Source organism: Glycomyces sp. NPDC021274 (genome assembly GCF_040641195.1).
Taxonomy (GTDB): Bacteria; Actinomycetota; Actinomycetes; order Mycobacteriales; family Micromonosporaceae; genus Glycomyces.
The window spans coordinates 238,160-254,712 of the sequence record NZ_JBFADC010000007.1; the positions used below are offsets into that span (position 1 = coordinate 238,160).

Consider the following 16,553-nt stretch of genomic DNA (forward strand, 5'->3'; position numbering starts at 1 on the left):
ACCAGACCCAGTCACTGCGTCGCGGTCCGCGACGCGATCACCGAGTCTCGACGGCCCGGAAGGTCATCGCGGCCCCGTCTTAGCGCTGACACTGACTCGGGTGCGGCGGCGGGCTCTCCTTCGACCGATTGCGCCGGAGAGGACTCGACGCGCCCGCCGCACCCGACCCACACCATCCAAACAAGACGGAGTAACCACCACCATGCAAGATCTGACCCCTCCGCAGCGCCGCACCGGCCTAACCCACGCACCCGAGGGCGGTGCCATGCAAACCACTACTGACCGATCCCTCGGCATCCTCGACGCGCTTGGGTACGACCTGCGCATCAGTCTCCGTGAGCCCCCCGGCGGCACCCGGCGCTTCGCCGTCACCGCGCTCGGCGCGGCCCTGTCCGACACTCCGCTGGGCGAAGTCGGCCTCACCCGCGCCGGCCTGCTCTACCCCGCACTCACCCCCGACGCTGAACGGCTCGGATTCGACTCGGCTGCACCGGGCGGTGCGCTACTCATGCGGGTCCTGGTCGCCCTCGCCGCCGCCCTCGATACCGACCCCGACCTGACCGGGGACCCGCTGGACACAATCCCAGCCCACGAGCGAATGGGCGCGGCATGGGTGCGCTGATCCTCGCTTGCCTCCTGCGGGCCGCCCCTTACCTCGCCAGGCTGTTCTGGCCCGTCCTCGCCAGCGCGGTCCTCGCCGGGCTCAGCATCGTGGTCTATCGGGATGCCTCGAACGGTGTGCTCGGCTGGCAGAACGCCCTGGTCGCCTTCGCCGGCATCGCAGTGGGCATCACCGCTTGCATGACGTGGGCGTTCGACAGCATTCGCGAGTACCGCCGCGCTGAACCCCCGCAACCCCACCTGTAGACCCCGACTCTGATTGTTCCAATATGGACCAGAACGACGCCACCCAGCTCATGCGCGACCTCGAAGGCTCGCCCGGCATCATCGTCGGCATCGTGATGCTGGTGATCGCCATCGCCATCTTCAGTCCGGCCGCGCGAGCGATGATCGACTACCGACTATCCAAGCTCTTGGGCGCCTTCGCCATCGTCGGCACCGTGCTCCTGTGCGGGTTCGGCTACCTCTCTCAGTACCTCTCCTAGTTCCGGAAGGCACCCCAAATGCACCGCCGCACCACCCGCGCACTCCCGGCGATCAACGCCGGACTCAGACCCTTCACGCCCCGGCGCGATGCCGACAGGCTCATGCGCCGGATGCTGAGCCGCAACGGCATCCGCGAAGAGAGCGACGCGGAGTTCATCGACGACTTGCGCTTCCTCCTCCGCGAGGTAACCCGCGTCGACCGCCTCTCGGCCCTGGGTTGGTACTCCTTCTATGCCGACATCGAAGGCAGGCTGCGTAACCGGGCCCGCGTCCGCCGCATCATCGCCGACAACCCCACGATCACACAAGAGCGGATCGTCCGGCCGATCGTGGTCGTCGGCCTCCCTCGCACAGCCACCACCCTCGCTCACCGCATCCTTTCGGCCGCACCCGGCGCCCGCGGCCCCAAACTCTGGGAGCTGATGCACACCAGCACCCAACTCTCTGACCGCGAGGCGCGCAAGGTCATCCGCGGGGTCGACAACGCCATGCGCATGGTCACCGCGCTCGCGCCGGCTATGCGCGACATCCACCCCCAACGCGCCGAGCAGTCCGACGAATGCGCGTTCCTGCTGCCTCACGGCGAGCAGCACCTTGCGCGTGCCCCCATGCCTCGGTATGAGACGTGGCTGAAGACCCGCGACCACTACGAGTCCGACTACCAGTACCTCAAGCAAGCCCTTCAGGTTCTCCAGTACGGCCGCGAGCCGGCTCGCTGGGTCCTCAAATGCCCGACTCATTTGGGCCACCTCAGCCTGATCCTGAAGCTGTTCCCTGATGTGATGATCGTGTGGACCCACCGCAACCCGGTCGACGTCGTCGGCTCCATCTGCTCACTGGTCGAGACCAGCCGCGCGATGCACCTGCGCCACCTCGGTGAAGACGACCTCCACGACATCGGCCGCATGGCGATAGCCACCATGTCCAGCCTCGTCGAACGCGGCAGGAACGCTCGCACCAGCATCCCACGCGGCCGCATCATCGACCTGCGATACCCCGCCTTGACCGCCGACCCTCCCGGTGTCATCGAAAACCTCTACGGCTCGCTTGATCTCGAATGGACTCCAGCCGACCGGGATCGAGTCCTGGCAGCCACCGAACGCCGCCCCGGCCGACCCCACGAGTACACGCTCTACCGCTACGGACTGGATGAGGCGAGCGTCCAAGCCGCCTTCGGTGACTACGGGAACCTGGCCGACCCGCCGATCTTCGGCAGCTCCATCTGAGCGCACCGCCTCCGGGTCGGCATTTGTCGGAATGTTCAACGCGACAAGCCCTCCGAGTAGTGACGACAACGCTTGAGCTGTAACCAATGCATGAAATGTCAGGCGTCGTCTTCGTGCGCGCTGAGCTTCGATAGATCGATGCCCAAGCGCCTCGAAAGCGCCTCGGCTGACCGGACCAGGTCCTCTGAGGGCTCACCCTCAAGAAGGCTGGCCGCATAGGCGTGTGCCTGGTCTCGGAGTGTCTCTGCTGCCGCAGCGGCTTCGTCAGCGTGCGTGGCGAGGCGGAGGGCTAGCGCTTGGGCTCGTTGGTCGATATCGCCTCTGAAACGGCCGAGCTGAGCTCCGTACGGATGATGTTCCGCGTATGCGGATTTGCTCGCTCCTGGAAGCGGGCTGGTGCCGGTCATCCACGCGTTGAACCGAGTTGAGGAGACTCGCACGCCAGGAGCCGGCTCGACCTCCACCTCTTCATCGCCATCAGTCGGCGTGGTCTGGAGCGCGAGTGGAGAGACTCCGAGCGCGGTGGCGATGGCGAAGAGCGTGTCGACATGGAGTTTGGTGCGGCCGGACATTAGGTTCCACAGCCGGTTGTCGCTGATCACGAAGCCATGTTCGAGCAGGCGAGAGGCGAGCGCGGAGATCGTCAGGCCCTGGCTCTCGCAGATATCTCGGATGCGATAGAGGACAAGTTCCGCCGGTGTGAGGGCTACTGGGGCCGCGGGCGTTGGTCTCGGGCGAGTCATCACTGTCCCTGTCGTTTTTGCGAAAGCTCTTTTGATCATCGTAGCTGGTGGCGCATCATCAATGCAGTTAAGCGAACAGGTCGAACCATGATCCTGTCGAAACTGCGAGATAGGAGGAGTCATGCCGAACCGGACCCTGACGAGGAAGCCGCCGCGTTTCAGTGCGAACCGCATGTGGCGGCGCGAGGAGATCGAGGCCTTGGGCACCACGTGCCCGCTGATGACGGCGGCGGACATCCTCAGCATCAGCCGGAACACCGCGTACGAGCATGCGAGTGCGGGGACGTTCCCGGTGAAGGTCCTCAAGCTCGGCGGCCGGTGCCGGGTAGTCGTCGAGGAACTGCTCGTCCTGCTCTACGGCGACGACAAGCTGCGGACGGAGGTCGAGCGGTGAGCTGTCGACGGGAGATCTGGGAAGGCCTGGAGCCTGAAACGCCTTATGAGGTGCCCGAGGAGATCGCGCTGGAGGAGGCGGTGGGTGATCCCGAGGAGTTCATGGCGGTCTGGGAAGAGCTCGGCGAGCTTGGAGGCCGCGTCTCCTTGGCCGAGTTCACAGGCCGCTGGATGCAGCTCGGCGAGCACGCCGCGCAGCTCAGGGCCTCGTGCCTGACCGCCGGTCTCGGCGAGCGCCTCACCGAGCGGATGATCTCGGGATTCCTCGAAGAGCTAGCGCCTCGTTGGGGGGATCTGGAATGCCGGTGAACCATCTGAAAATCCCGTACGACAGATGTACCGCAGCCAGGTCAGGAGGAGAAGCTGATCCCGCGGTCGCCGAAGTACGAAAGGGGGTCTGTCGCATCGGCGCTGGAGGCGTCGTGGGTGGTGTGCGCTTCGAGGTGGAGGTGGGGGCCGGAACTGTTGCCGGAGCTGCCGACATAGCCGATGACGTCGCCGGCCTCGACGGTGTCGCCCACTTTGAAGAGCGGTTCGCTCACCATGTGGCAGTAGCGGGTGAGGGTGCCGTCAGGGTGGGCGATCTGCATGTACCACCCGCACCCCCTGACCTCGGGGGAGCCGTCCGTGTCGCACGAGTAGTCGGCACCGTAGAGGGTTGCGTTGCAGCGGACCCGGTTGACCGAGCCGTCGCTAGCGGCGTAGATCGGAGTGCCCTTGTCGGCCCAGAGGTCCAGCCCGTCATGGTCGGGCCGTTCGCCGGTGCGATATCCGGAGACGACCGGGGCGCCGGGGAGCGGGTTGGTCCAGGCGCCTTCGGGGAGGTCGGCGGTCTCGCAGTTGACGATGGACGCGAGGAGGTCGACGGCGATCCTCGCGAGCGGCTCCCATTTGGCGTAGGCATCGGGGAAGGCGCTGATCTGCACTGCCTGCGCGGCCTCGGTGACCGGCATGGATTCCCAGCCGGTAATGGTCTCCAGCTTGTCGTAGAACTTGGTGGAGGCGTAGACGGGATCCTGGATCTGCTCAGGCGTTCCCCACCCGGACGAGGGGCGTTGCTGGAACAGCCCAAGGGAGTCGTGGTCGTTGGCCTCGCCCAGGTGGCCGAGGTTCCGGAGATTGGATTCCTGCATCGCGGTCGAGAGCGCGACGATCATCGCCTGTTCGGGCAGGCCGCGCTCGGCGCCAACGGTGTAGATCGTGACGGCGTTCTGGATCTGCTCATCGGAAAGCTCGGTCGCCTCGATCAATGCCGTCGATCCCTCGGCCTCGGTCCTACAGGTGAAGAACATGCCCTTGGAGAATTCGGGGGCGCTCGCCGCTGCGGCGAGTACGGCGATGCCGAGGACGGCAACGAAGGGCAGCGCCAGCAAGGTGGCGATCGGGGCGCGAGCGTTCATGTGGGGTACCGGGATCGTCGGGGACGGGGAGGCGCACCGCGCGGAACCTGATCGGGGATTGCGCGCTACGGCGCTCCAATATAGGCGCCGCTCTGCATTGATCGTCAATACCGACGAGTGCCTATTTGCAAATCTGTTACTCGAAACTGCATAGGCGTCGCAATACGAACCCAGGAGTTACCGACTGGTACTCGGAACGTCCAGAGTGCGCTCGAAGTCGTATTTATGACTTCAAAGGTCGAGTGGATGATAGCCGTGACAAGCGGGCACAATCGGACATTTCAAGTCGTGTTCAGGCACGAGCAGAACGTAACGTGTCTATTGTGCCTAGGGATTGACCTGGTCTTTTCGCATGGTCTCAAAAATATAACGAAAGTCTTCATGGAGTTGTCGAGGCCCTGTGACGGCCGATACGTTAGTCCGGCCACAGGGGCTTGCGGGAGAATCGCAGGCACTCATGCGGCTCCGAGTCAGGCGCTTACGTCGTACTCTGCAATTCAAATCGCCCCAATCAGGAGTGCCCCCAATGGACTTCAATGCCGCAATATCGGCTGTCAGTGGAAGCGCTGACATTCTCGCTCTCGTTCCGAATCCCGCGCCTGTCGACCCGACCGGGGGTTCACAAGGCGTCAGCTTCCTGATCTCGTCGGCGAAGTACATCGTGCTCATCATCTGCGGCATCGTCGGAGTGGTCGCCGGCGCGCTGATCGCGATCGGCGGCGCGAGCAAACGCCCCGACACGGCCGACCTCGGCAAGAAGGCGCTCTTGTGTTCCTTCGTCGGCATCGTCGTGGCGGGTGTATGGATCGTCGTCACGAACACGACCTGGACCTTCGTCGCGTAAGCGGGGAGACCGATGGGACGCAACCACTTCCTTGCACGCTCACGATGGGGCCGCCTCGTCGTGCCGCTCGTAGTGCTCCTGGCGCTGGGGCTCGGCGGCGTCATCGCCTTGGCCGCGCTCCAATCCGGAGACGACGGCGCCCCTACAGCCGAGACCGAGTCCTCGACATTGACTGAGCCCAGTGCCGAAACAAGTCCGGTCGTACCTGACGAGGACGTGCCCGAGGTGCTCGTGCTGGATACGGTCGGCACCGAGCTGGTCTCGGGCATGTGGACCGGCTTCGACCACGACCTCACCGGCGCGGTCTCCGCGGCCGTGGAGTACTGGTCTGCCTATTCGGCGAACCTCGACCCGGGACGGGGCGAAGAACTCGGCGCGGCGATTTACTCCGAGTCGATGCTCGCCGACCTCGACGCCGAGGAACTGCGAGCTATGGCCCTCGACTCGCGTGAATCGATCGGCGTTCCCGCCGAGGGCGAAGTGCCCGAAGGTACCGACCTCATCGTGGCCTTCTCGAACTACCAGACCTACGGGTATGCGGCCGACCGCGTGAACGTCCTGCTGCTGGGCGAGGCCACCATCTACACCGACGATGGCGTCCCGCAGGCCTCTCCGATGGTCTACCCGCTGGTCATGGTCTGGGAATCCGGCGACTGGAAGATCGACGGCTTCCCTTTCGGTGACCTCGACTACCAGGCGCTCGTGGCCGACCCCGGCTCGCTCGAAGCCACTGAACTCGGCTGGTACCGCCTCACCCGCTGATCCCTTCTCGACCCCGAACCTGAGCCCCATCTCCAGGAGCCCTTCCATGTGCGATGACTTCGACCCAACTTCCGTCTCTGACTACGTCGTGTGCAGCCCAGTCAATGAGTGGGCGATCGACCAACTTGCCGCAGACGCCGCCGACGAGGCCGGCGATGCAGTCGGAGGATCGATCGGCGGCACCGTGATGGAGGACCTCGCGCTCGACGCCGCGGCAGGGATGATGCAGATGATGGAGTGGTTCGCCGACGCCTTCGTCGCGTTCCCGAACATCGACCTCGCCGGCGGCGGCATCTCCAAGGTCTACGCCATCAGCATGGGGATCGCAGCGATCGTCTCGGTCTTCATCATGTTCGTCCAGATCACCCGGACGGTCGTTACCGCAGAAGGCCGTCCCGTGGCCGAGGCAGTTGTAGGACTGGCCAAAGCACTGCTGGCCGTCATGACGACGCTGACCATCGGCTCCATGGCGCTCGTCGCCTCGGACGAACTCGCCAGCGGCATCATCGATCTGACCTTTGAGGACGGCGAAGCCGAACTTCGCGACAAGCTCGCCGCGCTATTCGCCTTCGGTGCCAGCCCTGAACTAGCTGCCACGCTGATCCTCTTGATCTCCCTGGCCGGCATCGCGCTGCTCTTCGTGCTCTGGGGCGAGCTGATCCTCCGCAACGCCGCCATCGCCGTGCTGATCGCCACCAGCCCCATCGCCGCAGTCGGCCAGATGTCCCACACGACCAAGCAGTGGTGGAACAAGCTGGTCAGCGCCACGATCCAGCTCATCATCATGAAGCCGCTGATCGCGATCATCTTCGCAGTGGGGTTCTCACTCATCGGCGAGACCGAAACCGAGGACGGCACCGGAGCGACCGACATCGCCACCCTCCTGAGCGGCATGCTCATCATCCTGCTCGCCGCGTTGGCATGGCCCGCGCTGGCGCGCTTCATGACCTTCACTTCCACCCACGTCGGCGGCGGCTCGGGACTCGCGGCGGTCGCCGGCGCCGGCGCCGGATTCCTCAGCGCGCAGTCGGCCCCCGCGATGGGTGGGAGCGCTAGCTCCCTCCAGTTCGGGCAGGCCACCGAAGCCCGCACCATGGCAGCCGTTGGTGGCCGCATGACGATGGCCGGCAATAAGAGCGGTGCGATCGGCGGCGGGGGCACCACGAAGACCGCAGGAGCGGCAGGTCCGTGGGTAGCCGGTGCCGCGATGGCGCTGCAAGCCGTCCAGCGAGGCGCGAACTCCCTCACGCAGCGAATGGAGCAGACCGCGGCGCGCGCCGGCGTCGAAGGCGCCAACCCGTATGCGCTCCCCGGCGGCTACCCCGGGTACCACCAGCCTGTTCCTCGTCCACCGGGACCGGATACCAACGGCGAGCCGCGCCCCGGCCACGGTGCGCCGCAGGCGGCCCCGCCGCCCCCGGACCACGGCAACCCGAACGGCCCGACGCCGCCACCAGCGATCCAGCCCCCGCCCCCCGGCAGCACTGACCCAGGAGGTAACCGATGAGCAACCCGACGAAGCCTGATGCGCGTACCTACTTCGGCTGGCAGGTCGAGCGGGTGGCGTTCATGTTCGGCATGTCCGGCCCGCGCGTGCTCATGCTCGCCGCCGCTTCACTCCTCGCCGTGTGGCCTTTCACCGTCGCCGATCTTCTGTTCGGGGTCATCGTCTGGCCGATCGCCGCGATCACGATTGGATTGGCGTTCTTCCGGGTCCGCGGGCGAACCGCGGATGAATGGGTCAGCGGGTGGGTTTCCTACCACCTGGGGAAGCGGCGCGATTTTCACAAGTTCGCCTCTGGAGCGCTTGCTCCTGACGCCAGCCCGGTCATCGACACCGCCGACCTTGAACCCGATGCGGTAGAAGAGGAGTCGGAGGCAGCCAGCGCACAGCACGGTCACGGTCGAGGCCGGAAGCAAAAGCGCGCCGATCTTCCCGGCGTCCTGGCCCCAATCGAAATCCTCGAAGACGAGTTCCCGGACGGGACGCCGATCGCGATCGTCCACCACCGCATCGACAAGACCTTCACGGCCGTCGCCCGCATCACCTACCCCGGCCTCGGCCTGGTCGACACCGATCGGCGCGAACAGCGCGTCGCCGGCTGGGGCGGCCTGCTCGCCGGACTCTGCACCGAAGGCAACCCGATCATCCGCGTCCAGGCATTCCAGCGGCTGCTCCCCGAATCGGGTGCGGCACTGCGCCGTTGGCACCTCGACCATGCCGACCCGCAGGCTCCCGAGGTCACCCAGGCCATCACCGAGGGATTGCTATCGACGGCGACGCTGGCGACCTCGACCCGAGAATCGTTCCTGGCCTTCACGATGGATGCGCGGCGCGCGGCCTCGGCAATCCGGTCCGCAGGCGGAGGCTCACGCGCCGCTTCCGCAGTACTCGCTCGCCACGTCATCTCGCTAACTGCGTCCATCGGCGGTGCCGACCTGGCCGTGCAGTCCTGGCTTCAGCCGCGCGAGCTCGCCGAAGTCGTACGCAGCGCCTTCACTCCGACCATGGCTCGGTCGCTCGCCGAACGCCGCGAAGCGGCCGACAGGGGTGGCCTCCCCCCAGGGATCGATCCAGTCCTCGCACGGCCGGCCTCGACGGAAGCCCGTCCGGGCTACTACCTGCATGACGGGGCCGCTTCCATCACGTACTGGGTGTACGACTGGCCGCGTTCCCGCACGTACTCCACGGTGCTCGCGCCGCTTCTCGGCGAGGGGCAGCATCGGCGGACCTTCTCCATGCACCACGAACCACTCGGCCCGCGGAGGGCGGAGAAAGAGGTCATGAGGGAGCGCACCGCCCGTTCGGTCGCGGTCCGCATGCGCCAGCGCACCGGCCAGATCGTTCCCGAGCACGAGCAGGCCGCCCTCGACCGTGCCGCTCAGCAGGACGTCGAGCGCGCCAACGGCCACGGACTCGTTCGGTTCACCGGCCTGGTCACCATCACGGTCACCGACTTCGATGACAACAGTGAAGCCTCACACCGCGAGCTTGAGGACGCCGCCGCAGCGCTCGAGGCCGATGCCGCCGCGGCTCGCATCGAAGTCGACCGGATGTGGAACACCCAGGACATCGGCTTCGCCATGTCGGCCCTGCCGTTGGGCTACGGCCTCCCGAAAGCACGGTGGGCGCAATGATGAAACACGTTCTGGAGCGCCGACGCGAGGCGAAGGCCGCGCAGTACCTCCCGCATGCCGACCTCGCCGACCTGCTCGCGCCCTCCGCTGCGCCAGAAGCACCTACACGGGAGAAGGAACGTCGCGAGCGCCCCGAGCCGGTTCCGTCTCGGCGTGGCGTCGCCAAGCCGTTCAGCGGCCGTGCGCCCCGCATCCCGAACCTCCCTGCGTTTCGGTCCTCGACAGGGCAGGTTCAGGGCCTCTACCCGTGGTTGTACGGGAAGGCGCTGCCCCCGGTCGGGGCGTACATGGGCGTGGACTGCTTGACCGGCGGCAGCTTTTCGTGCCATCCCATCGAGTGGTTGCACCGGGGGCTCATCACCAACCCGAACCTGCTCATCACTGGAATACCGGGATCGGGGAAGTCGGCGACCATCAAGGGTCTGGCGCTGCGCCTCCTGACGTACGGCGTCAAGACATTCGTGCTGGGCGACATCAAGAACGAGTACGCCAAGGTCGCTCGAGCTCTCGGCGTCGAACCCGTCGAGCTCGGGCCTGGACTCCCGACTCGTCTCAACCCACTCGACTCCGGTCCGCTCGGCCAGCATCTGCCGACCGACCCGATCGAGCTCCGGGACCGGCTCGCCGAGATCCACCGCCGCCGCATCACCCTGCTCTCCTCACTCCTCGAAGTCCGGCTCGACCGCAAGCTCGACCCGACTGAGGAAGCCGCACTCGCTTACGCCATCAAGGACATCTCCGGCGAGCACGACGGCAATTCCCACCTCGTCGATCCCACCATCCCGGACGTGTGGGCGGTGCTCCGCGACCCCCACCCGGTGATGGTTGAGGAGCTCCGTGCCGATTCCGTCAAGGAACTGCGCGAGCGCATCCGGCCCGCCGCCGACGCGCTCGGCAACATGGTCCAGGGCAGTCTCTCGGGCTTGTTCGACGGCCCGACCACGGTGCGGCTGGATTTCGACGCTCCGATCCAGACTGTGAACCTCGAACGCATGAAGGGTCGCGGTGACGAGACCGTCGCCATGACCCTCGCCTGCGCGTCTAGCTGGGGACAGACCGCCGTCGACGACCCGAACGGTCCGGTCCGCCTGATCATCCGCGATGAATTGTGGCGCGCGATGCGCATCCCCGCGATGGTCCGCAAGCTCGACGCCGACCTGCGGCTCTCCCGCTCCAACGGCACCATCGAAGTCCTCAGCACGCACCGACTGTCGGACTTCGAGGCCGTCGGCGCTGCCGGCAGCGAAGAGGTCGCCATCGCCAAAGGCCTCATCAGCTCCTGCGACGTCCGCATCTGCCTTGCCCAGGACACCGCGCCGCTCGCGATGACCCGCGACGCAATCGGCCTCACCGACACCGAGTGCCAGCACATCGCCTCATGGACCGGCCAACACAAAGGGCGCGCCATCTGGAAGATCGGCCGCTCCTCCTCCCACGTCGTCCAGACGATGCTCACACCCATCGAGCAAGAACTCACCTGGACCAACGAACGTATGTCCCTGTAAGGCAGGTGCAGCCTGATGAGCACCAGTTCAGGAAGCAGTAGTTTCGGCAGCGACACCATTTTCCTCGCATGCGCGCACATTGTCATCGGTCTTCTGGCGGGAGTGTGGTTGACCGGCCAGCTCGCTGCCCTGCTCTTCTCGTGGACCTGGATCGATGTCGGGATCGAGGCGACAGTCCAGGTCGCGTTCGCACTGCCCGGCACCATCACCGACCCTGCAGATGCCTGGCCTGCTTCGTCCCGTTCCCACCTGCCCGGCCCGGTCGGGTTCCTGGTGGCTGCTGTACTCGCCTTCGCTGTGATCCTCGTCCTCGGCTTCGGCCTGGTCAAGATGTTCGCCGGCCTCGGCAGCACCAAGGGCTTCGCGACCAGCGCCGAACTCGACCGCGCTCTCACCTACCGCGCCGTGCTGAAGAAGGCGAAGCGCCTGCGCCCCGGATTGAGCGGACGCATCGACATCAGCGAAGTCGCCGTCGATCTCGGACGGGCGGTCGGCTTGGGCGCCAAGCACCTCGCAGCGAGCATCGAGAACTCGATCCTCGTTCTTGCCGCACCCCGGCAAGGCAAGACCTCTCAGGTCATCATCCCTTGGCTGCGGCGCTGGCCCGGACCGGCGCTGACCACCTCGATCCGCCGCGACGTCGTCCTCGCCACCCACGAGATCCGCCGCAAGCTCGGCCCGGTCGCCGTTCTCGACGTCTCCGACACTGAGTGGCCCTACCCGCTGCGCTGGAGTCCCGTAGTCGGGTGTGAGGACTACGACCGTGCCCGGCGCCGCGCGAACGTCATGGTCACGGTCGGCGGCGACGGCGCCGGCGACTCCAAGAACTCGGGCTACTTCCGCAACAACGCGGTCAACCTGCTTGCCGCGTGGTTGCACATCGCGGCCCTCGAAGGCCGCACGATGGACGACGTCGTCCGCTGGGCGCTCGACCTCGGAGACGATGAGCCGATCAACCTTCTCCGCGCCCATCCCGGTGCCGTGACCGGGGTGGCGGGCAACCTCTTCTCGCTCTACACGGGCGACTCCGACTCCAAAGGCGACCTGTTCAACACCGTCCAGACCGCGATCACTCCGCTCCTTTCCGCCAAAGCCCGGCGCCTCTTCTCCTGTCGTCCTGCGGAGTCGATCGACATCGAGCGGTTCCTGCGCGACTGCGGCACCATGTACCTCCTCGCCCCTGCCATGCAGACCAGCGAACTCGCCCCGATCATCAACGCCCTCATCGACGAGATCACCGAGGTCGCCCTCCGCTTGTCCGACAAATCGCCCTCCGAACGCCTCGACCCGCCGCTTGGGGAGTTCCTCGACGAGGTCGGCAACGTCGTTGCGCTCGAGAACCTCCCCGCGCTGATGAGCTACTCGGCCGGCTCGGGGATCTTCGTTGTCGCAGTTCTTCAGGAGATCGCCGCCGCCCGCAAACGCTGGGGCAGGGATGGCGCCGACATGCTTTGGGGCGCTTCCACACTCAAGATCGCGCTCGCCGGGCTCGCGGGGGAGGAGTCGAAGTGGTTCGCCGACCTCGCCGGGACCTGGCGCGAACAGGTCGTCAACGAGCAGCACGGCCCGAACGGCACCTCGAAATCACCGACCGAACGCGAACGCTCCACGATCACCGCTGCCGAAGTCCGCACCCTCGACGCAGAACGCGGCGAAGCCCTCATCGTCCACGCCTCCACCCCGGCGGTGAAGACCTACATGCGCCGCCACTACCAGTCGCGCGAGGCAAAGGACTACGAGCGATCCGCGGAGGAGACGAAGCAGCTGCTCGGCCGCAGCGCAGCCGTCGGCGAACCGAACAGCGTCGCCGTCGGGGAGCACCCCGACCAAGCAACCGAACGAAAGGAATGGCGATGACCGAATCCTCACGGCCGCAACCCATGCCGCCGAGCGTCCGCCGCGGCCGCGGCTCATCGAACGGAGATGGCGGCAGCTCGCAAGGCGGCGGAGCAGGCGTCCTCGCGATTAAAGGCCGCTTGGTCGAATGGCACGCCATGACCGACAAACAGCGCACTGCGGCTTGGGAGGGGCTGGTCGAATGGGTCGCCTGGCTCCACGACCGCTATGAGCTCTCTATCCAGTCCCGGCTCCCCGAGTGCTGGCCCCAGCACCCCGGCATCATCGAAGAGCTCTGGGCACTGAAGATGTGGCGCGAAGCCCTCTACACCAACGACCCGGAGGCTGGAGTCCTCACAGGACACGAAGCAGGAGGACTCGCTCAGCATGCCCGGTATTGGCAGACTGACCTGCGCAACCTGTTCAGCCAATTGACCTTCTACGCCGAACGGTGCGCCGCCGAGCACGGTGGCGGCCGGCGCCTTGTCGATCGCTCCAAGACTGATCTCAAAGCCCAGTGGCTCACTGCAGATCCCACTTGCGGCATCACCGCACCGGTCGGAAGCGAAGCCGCCGTGGCCACAAGCCGGGCGCCGCGCCTTGCCGCGCCGGACATGCACCGGCGCTTGGAATTGGGTTCCGCGCGAGGGCTCGGCGGCTCCGACAGCGACCACGTCCACTCCTTCGGCGACTGGTGGACCCGCGACCCAGAAGCCGGCGATTGGGTCAAGATCACCGACCCCGAGATGCACCGCCGCCTCGACAACCTCGCCGCCGCCGGGCCCGACGAGTAAGGAACACCACCGATGTCCACACTCATCACCGAGGCCGAGCGGCGCTACCTTGCCGCCGTGCTTGAACGGCCCGAACTCGCGGTCGACGCCATCGAAGCGCGCGACCTTGCTCATCCGGGATACGCCGCGGTCTACCAGGCCGTCCAAGACCTTCACCGCGAACAACCCGAACTCCGCGGCGTCGAGCTCACCCGCGCCGCCGCCGAGCGCGCCGACGCTCCCGGACTCGACACCGAACGACTTGAACGCCTCCGCGCTGACGCTCCCGCTGATGCTGAGGTCCCCTTTTACGCCAGCATGGTCCTCGACGGCAGCGCCCAACGTGACCTTGCCGCCTATGCAGCAACCGCACTCGCCTCAGGTGATTCCGTGAACCCCGAGACGCCGCGCCTCAACGCCCGCCACGCCGAGCAGTATCAAACGCTCTTCGATATCCCTTGGCCCGACCAGGCTGTCGCCGCCATCGCTCCTGAGGCCGCGACCCGCGCCGGCCACGAAGAACTTCTCGTCGCCGCCCTCATGGCCTACCCCGAACAGTCCCAAACCCTCGTCGGCATCGTCCCGCCTGAAGCCGTTCAGGACTTCCGCTGCCGCGTGGCCTACGAAGCCGTCGCCTCCGCCGGCTGGGACGGCGACCACACCACTGATATCAGCCTGGTCTGGCAGATCGCCAAAGCCCGAGAGATCGCCATCGGCCTCGGCGACAACCCGCCCAGCTACACCGAACCCGACGCCGCGTTCGTCGCCCGCCTCGCGCGCACTGAAACCGACCAGAAGACCGGCATCGACACCGCCAAGCACCTCCTCACCCAAGACATAAAGGCCAGCGTTGCCGCCGAGCAGCGCGTTCCCCAACCGGTCGACCGATCCATCAGCCAGGCCTCGGTCTTCCACCACGCCAACCAAATCGACTCCCACGCCCCGCCCGAACCTCACGAGCAGCTAGGTCCTGCACACCGTCAACGCCCGACGGGGGGACACGCATGAACCGCCGCCCCGTCCAGACCGAGATTCCGGCCCACCGACTGCCTAAGGTCATGACCGCCACTGAAATGCGCAAGCACTGGCTCGACCGGGAAGTCACGCCGCTCTCCCCGATCCTCGACATGACCGTCAAGTACGCCGGTCACTGGTGGAACCTCGACGGCACCGACGCCTGGGTCCGCGCCACCGACCCTAACGCCATCGCCATCTACGAAGCCACACAGAAACGGTCGGCCGAAGCGCTCAGGGAAATTCAGCAGAAGCTGCGAGTACAGAAGTGAGGGTGGAGGTCCTAGCGGTCTCCGACCTGGAATGACACTCCAGAGCCGTGGTTCGATCAGCGCGCTGGGCGCAAACCTGCCAGTGTCATGTCCACCAGCCGACGCACGGCCGCCTCGGAGTCCAGGTCGCCCGCGGCTGCGAGGGCGTGGAGGCAGTAAGCGGCGAGTTCGCCAGGTGTTGCGTCCTCCCGCAGTTTCGCGGAAGGGACGGACTCGGCGAGCAGTTCGGTGAAGAGTTCGGTGAGTCGCTGCTCGGCAGGCGCGACATGTTCGGGCCGGTGGACCAGCGCCGAGAAGTCCGTGCCGTGCCGGGAGCGCCAGAAGCAGATTTGCGCATAGGCGTCGAGGACTGCCTTGAGGCCCTCCTCAGGAGTGGCGGCCTGCTCACGGAGCTTTTCGAGCTGGCCGAGGTGGGCGGCCACATGGTCCTGGTGCCGCGCAATGAGGATCGACTCGACATCGGCGAAGTACTTGTACAGCGTGGCCCGGCCGATCCCTGCCCGTTCGGCGATGGCGGACATTGTCACCCCTGTGAGGCCTCGTTCGTCGACCAGGGCGGCGGCGGCATCCAGGACTGCCGAGCGCACCGTGCGGCGATGCTCATCGATCGTCTCGCTCCAGAGCTTCGGCATCAATCCACGATACACCTCGACGTGTAATGGACACTCTGACTTGACAGAGACACTCTGTATCGATAATTTGGAATTGCCACGTCAAACCCGCCAGGAGGAAGCTGCGATGTCATCGACAGAACGTGAACCCGCGGAGACCACGGGTCGGCCGCGCTGGGTCAAGCTCGCCGCGGTCATCGCGGGTTTGGCCATCCTGGTCTTGCTCGCCGTCCTTGTCTTCGGTGGCGAGGAGCATGGTCCGATGCGGCACGGGCTCGGGTCCGTCGCACTCCTCTCGGGCGTCTACCGATGACAATGGCGCCGCCGCTGCGTAAGACGATCCTGGTCTTCCATGTGGCAAGCACGGTCGGGTGGATGGGCGCGGTCGCGGTGTTCGTCGCCCTTGATCTCGTTGCACGCGCCGACCCGGAGGTCAACCGCGTCGTCTGGCTCGCGCTGGATGCCACCGGCTGGACGCTCCTCGTGCCCTTGGCAATCGCGTCGCTGGCCACCGGCGTGATCGCGGCGCTCGGCACCTCCTGGGGCCTGCTGCGCCACTACTGGGTGCTGTTCAAACTCCTCATCACCGCGTTCGCGACCCTGATCCTCATCTTGCAGACGCCGAGCTTCTCGGCTCGGGCTGAACTCGCCGCTGATCCTGCCGTCGACGCCGGCTCGCTCGGCAGCGAGCTGTTCCACACAGGCGGCGGTTTCGTGGTGCTTTCACTTGCCCTCATTTTGTCGATCTTCAAGCCACGGGGGTTGACTCGTTACGGACAGCGCAAGCGGCTCCGCGAGTCCCATGAGCGGATAGTCGGTGGCCGGGTTCGCCAGTTCCGTTCTGGCGAGGGGATTCCGGCGTCGAACGGGCAGACGTGATCAGCGCTGTTGAACATAAATTTCAGTATCGGTACGGCGGGGTGATGGAG

The 16,553-nt window shown here is 66.2% G+C and carries 20 protein-coding genes; 17 read left to right on the top strand and 3 right to left on the bottom strand.

Annotated features, from left to right (window positions below; translation table 11 throughout):
• Positions 1 to 265: 265 nt before the first annotated feature.
• The 4 genes from AB0I03_RS17500 to AB0I03_RS17515 are packed head-to-tail and all read left to right on the top strand — an operon-like array spanning position 266 to position 2,333.
• Positions 266 to 622 (top strand): hypothetical protein, encoded by a 357-nt coding sequence (locus tag AB0I03_RS17500; protein WP_360413687.1) that lies wholly within the window; start codon positions 266 to 268, stop codon positions 620 to 622.
• Positions 610 to 867: a hypothetical protein gene (locus AB0I03_RS17505; RefSeq protein ID WP_360413690.1), complete on the top strand. Its 258-nt coding sequence runs from the start codon at positions 610 to 612 to the stop codon at positions 865 to 867. The genes AB0I03_RS17500 and AB0I03_RS17505 overlap by 13 nt, the downstream gene beginning before the upstream one ends.
• A gap of 23 nt (positions 868 to 890) precedes the next feature.
• Positions 891 to 1,106, top strand: a complete 216-nt coding sequence (locus tag AB0I03_RS17510) for a hypothetical protein (RefSeq protein ID WP_360413693.1) — start codon at positions 891 to 893, stop codon at positions 1,104 to 1,106.
• A gap of 18 nt (positions 1,107 to 1,124) precedes the next feature.
• The gene (locus tag AB0I03_RS17515) at positions 1,125 to 2,333 is read left to right on the top strand and encodes a sulfotransferase (protein WP_360413696.1); all 1,209 of its coding nucleotides are present in this window, start codon (positions 1,125 to 1,127) and stop codon (positions 2,331 to 2,333) included.
• Between the two features lie 98 nt (positions 2,334 to 2,431).
• Here AB0I03_RS17515 and AB0I03_RS17520 read toward each other — a convergent pair whose 3' ends face one another.
• Positions 2,432 to 2,935 carry a hypothetical protein gene (locus AB0I03_RS17520; protein ID WP_360413699.1) on the bottom strand — a complete coding sequence of 168 codons (504 nt, stop codon included), beginning with the start codon at positions 2,933 to 2,935 and terminating at the stop codon, positions 2,432 to 2,434.
• Positions 2,936 to 3,197: 262 nt separating this feature from the next.
• Here AB0I03_RS17520 and AB0I03_RS17525 point away from each other — a divergent pair, with 262 nt between their 5' ends.
• Both AB0I03_RS17525 and AB0I03_RS17530 read left to right on the top strand, forming a co-directional pair.
• Positions 3,198 to 3,470 (top strand): DNA-binding protein, encoded by a 273-nt coding sequence (locus AB0I03_RS17525; RefSeq protein ID WP_360413702.1) that lies wholly within the window; start codon positions 3,198 to 3,200, stop codon positions 3,468 to 3,470.
• Positions 3,467 to 3,778, top strand: coding sequence for a hypothetical protein (locus AB0I03_RS17530; protein ID WP_360413705.1), 312 nt, complete (start codon positions 3,467 to 3,469; stop codon positions 3,776 to 3,778). The genes AB0I03_RS17525 and AB0I03_RS17530 overlap by 4 nt, the downstream gene beginning before the upstream one ends.
• Before the next feature lie 41 nt (positions 3,779 to 3,819).
• Here the strand turns inward: AB0I03_RS17530 and AB0I03_RS17535 are convergent, their stop codons facing one another.
• Positions 3,820 to 4,869, bottom strand: coding sequence for a M23 family metallopeptidase (locus AB0I03_RS17535; RefSeq protein WP_360413708.1), 1,050 nt, complete (start codon positions 4,867 to 4,869; stop codon positions 3,820 to 3,822).
• A 526-nt stretch (positions 4,870 to 5,395) separates the two neighbouring features.
• Between AB0I03_RS17535 and AB0I03_RS17540 the strand changes: the two genes are divergently transcribed.
• The 9 genes from AB0I03_RS17540 to AB0I03_RS17580 all read left to right on the top strand — a co-directional run bounded on the left by AB0I03_RS17540 (position 5,396) and on the right by AB0I03_RS17580 (position 15,013).
• Positions 5,396 to 5,713, top strand: a complete 318-nt coding sequence (locus AB0I03_RS17540) for a hypothetical protein (protein WP_360413711.1) — start codon at positions 5,396 to 5,398, stop codon at positions 5,711 to 5,713.
• 12 nt (positions 5,714 to 5,725) lie between these two features.
• Complete coding sequence (locus AB0I03_RS17545) at positions 5,726 to 6,475, top strand: hypothetical protein (protein ID WP_360413714.1); 750 nt, start codon at positions 5,726 to 5,728, stop codon at positions 6,473 to 6,475.
• A gap of 46 nt (positions 6,476 to 6,521) precedes the next feature.
• Entirely contained in the window at positions 6,522 to 7,982 is a 1,461-nt protein-coding gene (locus AB0I03_RS17550; RefSeq protein WP_360413717.1) for a hypothetical protein, read from the top strand.
• Complete coding sequence (locus AB0I03_RS17555) at positions 7,979 to 9,613, top strand: SCO6880 family protein (protein ID WP_360413720.1); 1,635 nt, start codon at positions 7,979 to 7,981, stop codon at positions 9,611 to 9,613. Before AB0I03_RS17550 ends, AB0I03_RS17555 begins: the two co-directional genes overlap by 4 nt.
• Before the next feature lie 341 nt (positions 9,614 to 9,954).
• Positions 9,955 to 11,118 carry a type VI secretion protein gene (locus AB0I03_RS17560; protein WP_360413723.1) on the top strand — a complete coding sequence of 388 codons (1,164 nt, stop codon included), beginning with the start codon at positions 9,955 to 9,957 and terminating at the stop codon, positions 11,116 to 11,118.
• A 108-nt stretch (positions 11,119 to 11,226) separates the two neighbouring features.
• Complete coding sequence (locus tag AB0I03_RS17565) at positions 11,227 to 12,975, top strand: TraM recognition domain-containing protein (RefSeq protein ID WP_360413726.1); 1,749 nt, start codon at positions 11,227 to 11,229, stop codon at positions 12,973 to 12,975.
• Positions 12,972 to 13,748, top strand: a complete 777-nt coding sequence (locus tag AB0I03_RS17570; RefSeq protein WP_360413729.1) for a hypothetical protein — start codon at positions 12,972 to 12,974, stop codon at positions 13,746 to 13,748. Before AB0I03_RS17565 ends, AB0I03_RS17570 begins: the two co-directional genes overlap by 4 nt.
• A 12-nt stretch (positions 13,749 to 13,760) precedes the next feature.
• On the top strand, positions 13,761 to 14,735 hold the full coding sequence (locus AB0I03_RS17575) for a hypothetical protein (RefSeq protein ID WP_360413732.1): 975 nt from the start codon (positions 13,761 to 13,763) through the stop codon (positions 14,733 to 14,735).
• Positions 14,732 to 15,013, top strand: a complete 282-nt coding sequence (locus tag AB0I03_RS17580; RefSeq protein WP_360413735.1) for a hypothetical protein — start codon at positions 14,732 to 14,734, stop codon at positions 15,011 to 15,013. Before AB0I03_RS17575 ends, AB0I03_RS17580 begins: the two co-directional genes overlap by 4 nt.
• Positions 15,014 to 15,069: 56 nt before the next feature.
• On the opposite strand, the gene AB0I03_RS17585 is transcribed toward AB0I03_RS17580, so the two are convergent.
• A complete protein-coding gene (locus AB0I03_RS17585) occupies positions 15,070 to 15,645 on the bottom strand; it encodes a helix-turn-helix domain-containing protein (protein ID WP_360413738.1) in 576 nt (191 codons plus the stop codon).
• Positions 15,646 to 15,751: 106 nt separating this feature from the next.
• Between AB0I03_RS17585 and AB0I03_RS17590 the strand changes: the two genes are divergently transcribed.
• Both AB0I03_RS17590 and AB0I03_RS17595 read left to right on the top strand, forming a co-directional pair.
• A complete protein-coding gene (locus AB0I03_RS17590) occupies positions 15,752 to 15,937 on the top strand; it encodes a hypothetical protein (protein WP_360413741.1) in 186 nt (61 codons plus the stop codon).
• Positions 15,938 to 15,939: 2 nt separating this feature from the next.
• Positions 15,940 to 16,503 (top strand): DUF2269 domain-containing protein, encoded by a 564-nt coding sequence (locus tag AB0I03_RS17595; RefSeq protein WP_360413744.1) that lies wholly within the window; start codon positions 15,940 to 15,942, stop codon positions 16,501 to 16,503.
• Positions 16,504 to 16,553 lie beyond the last annotated feature (50 nt).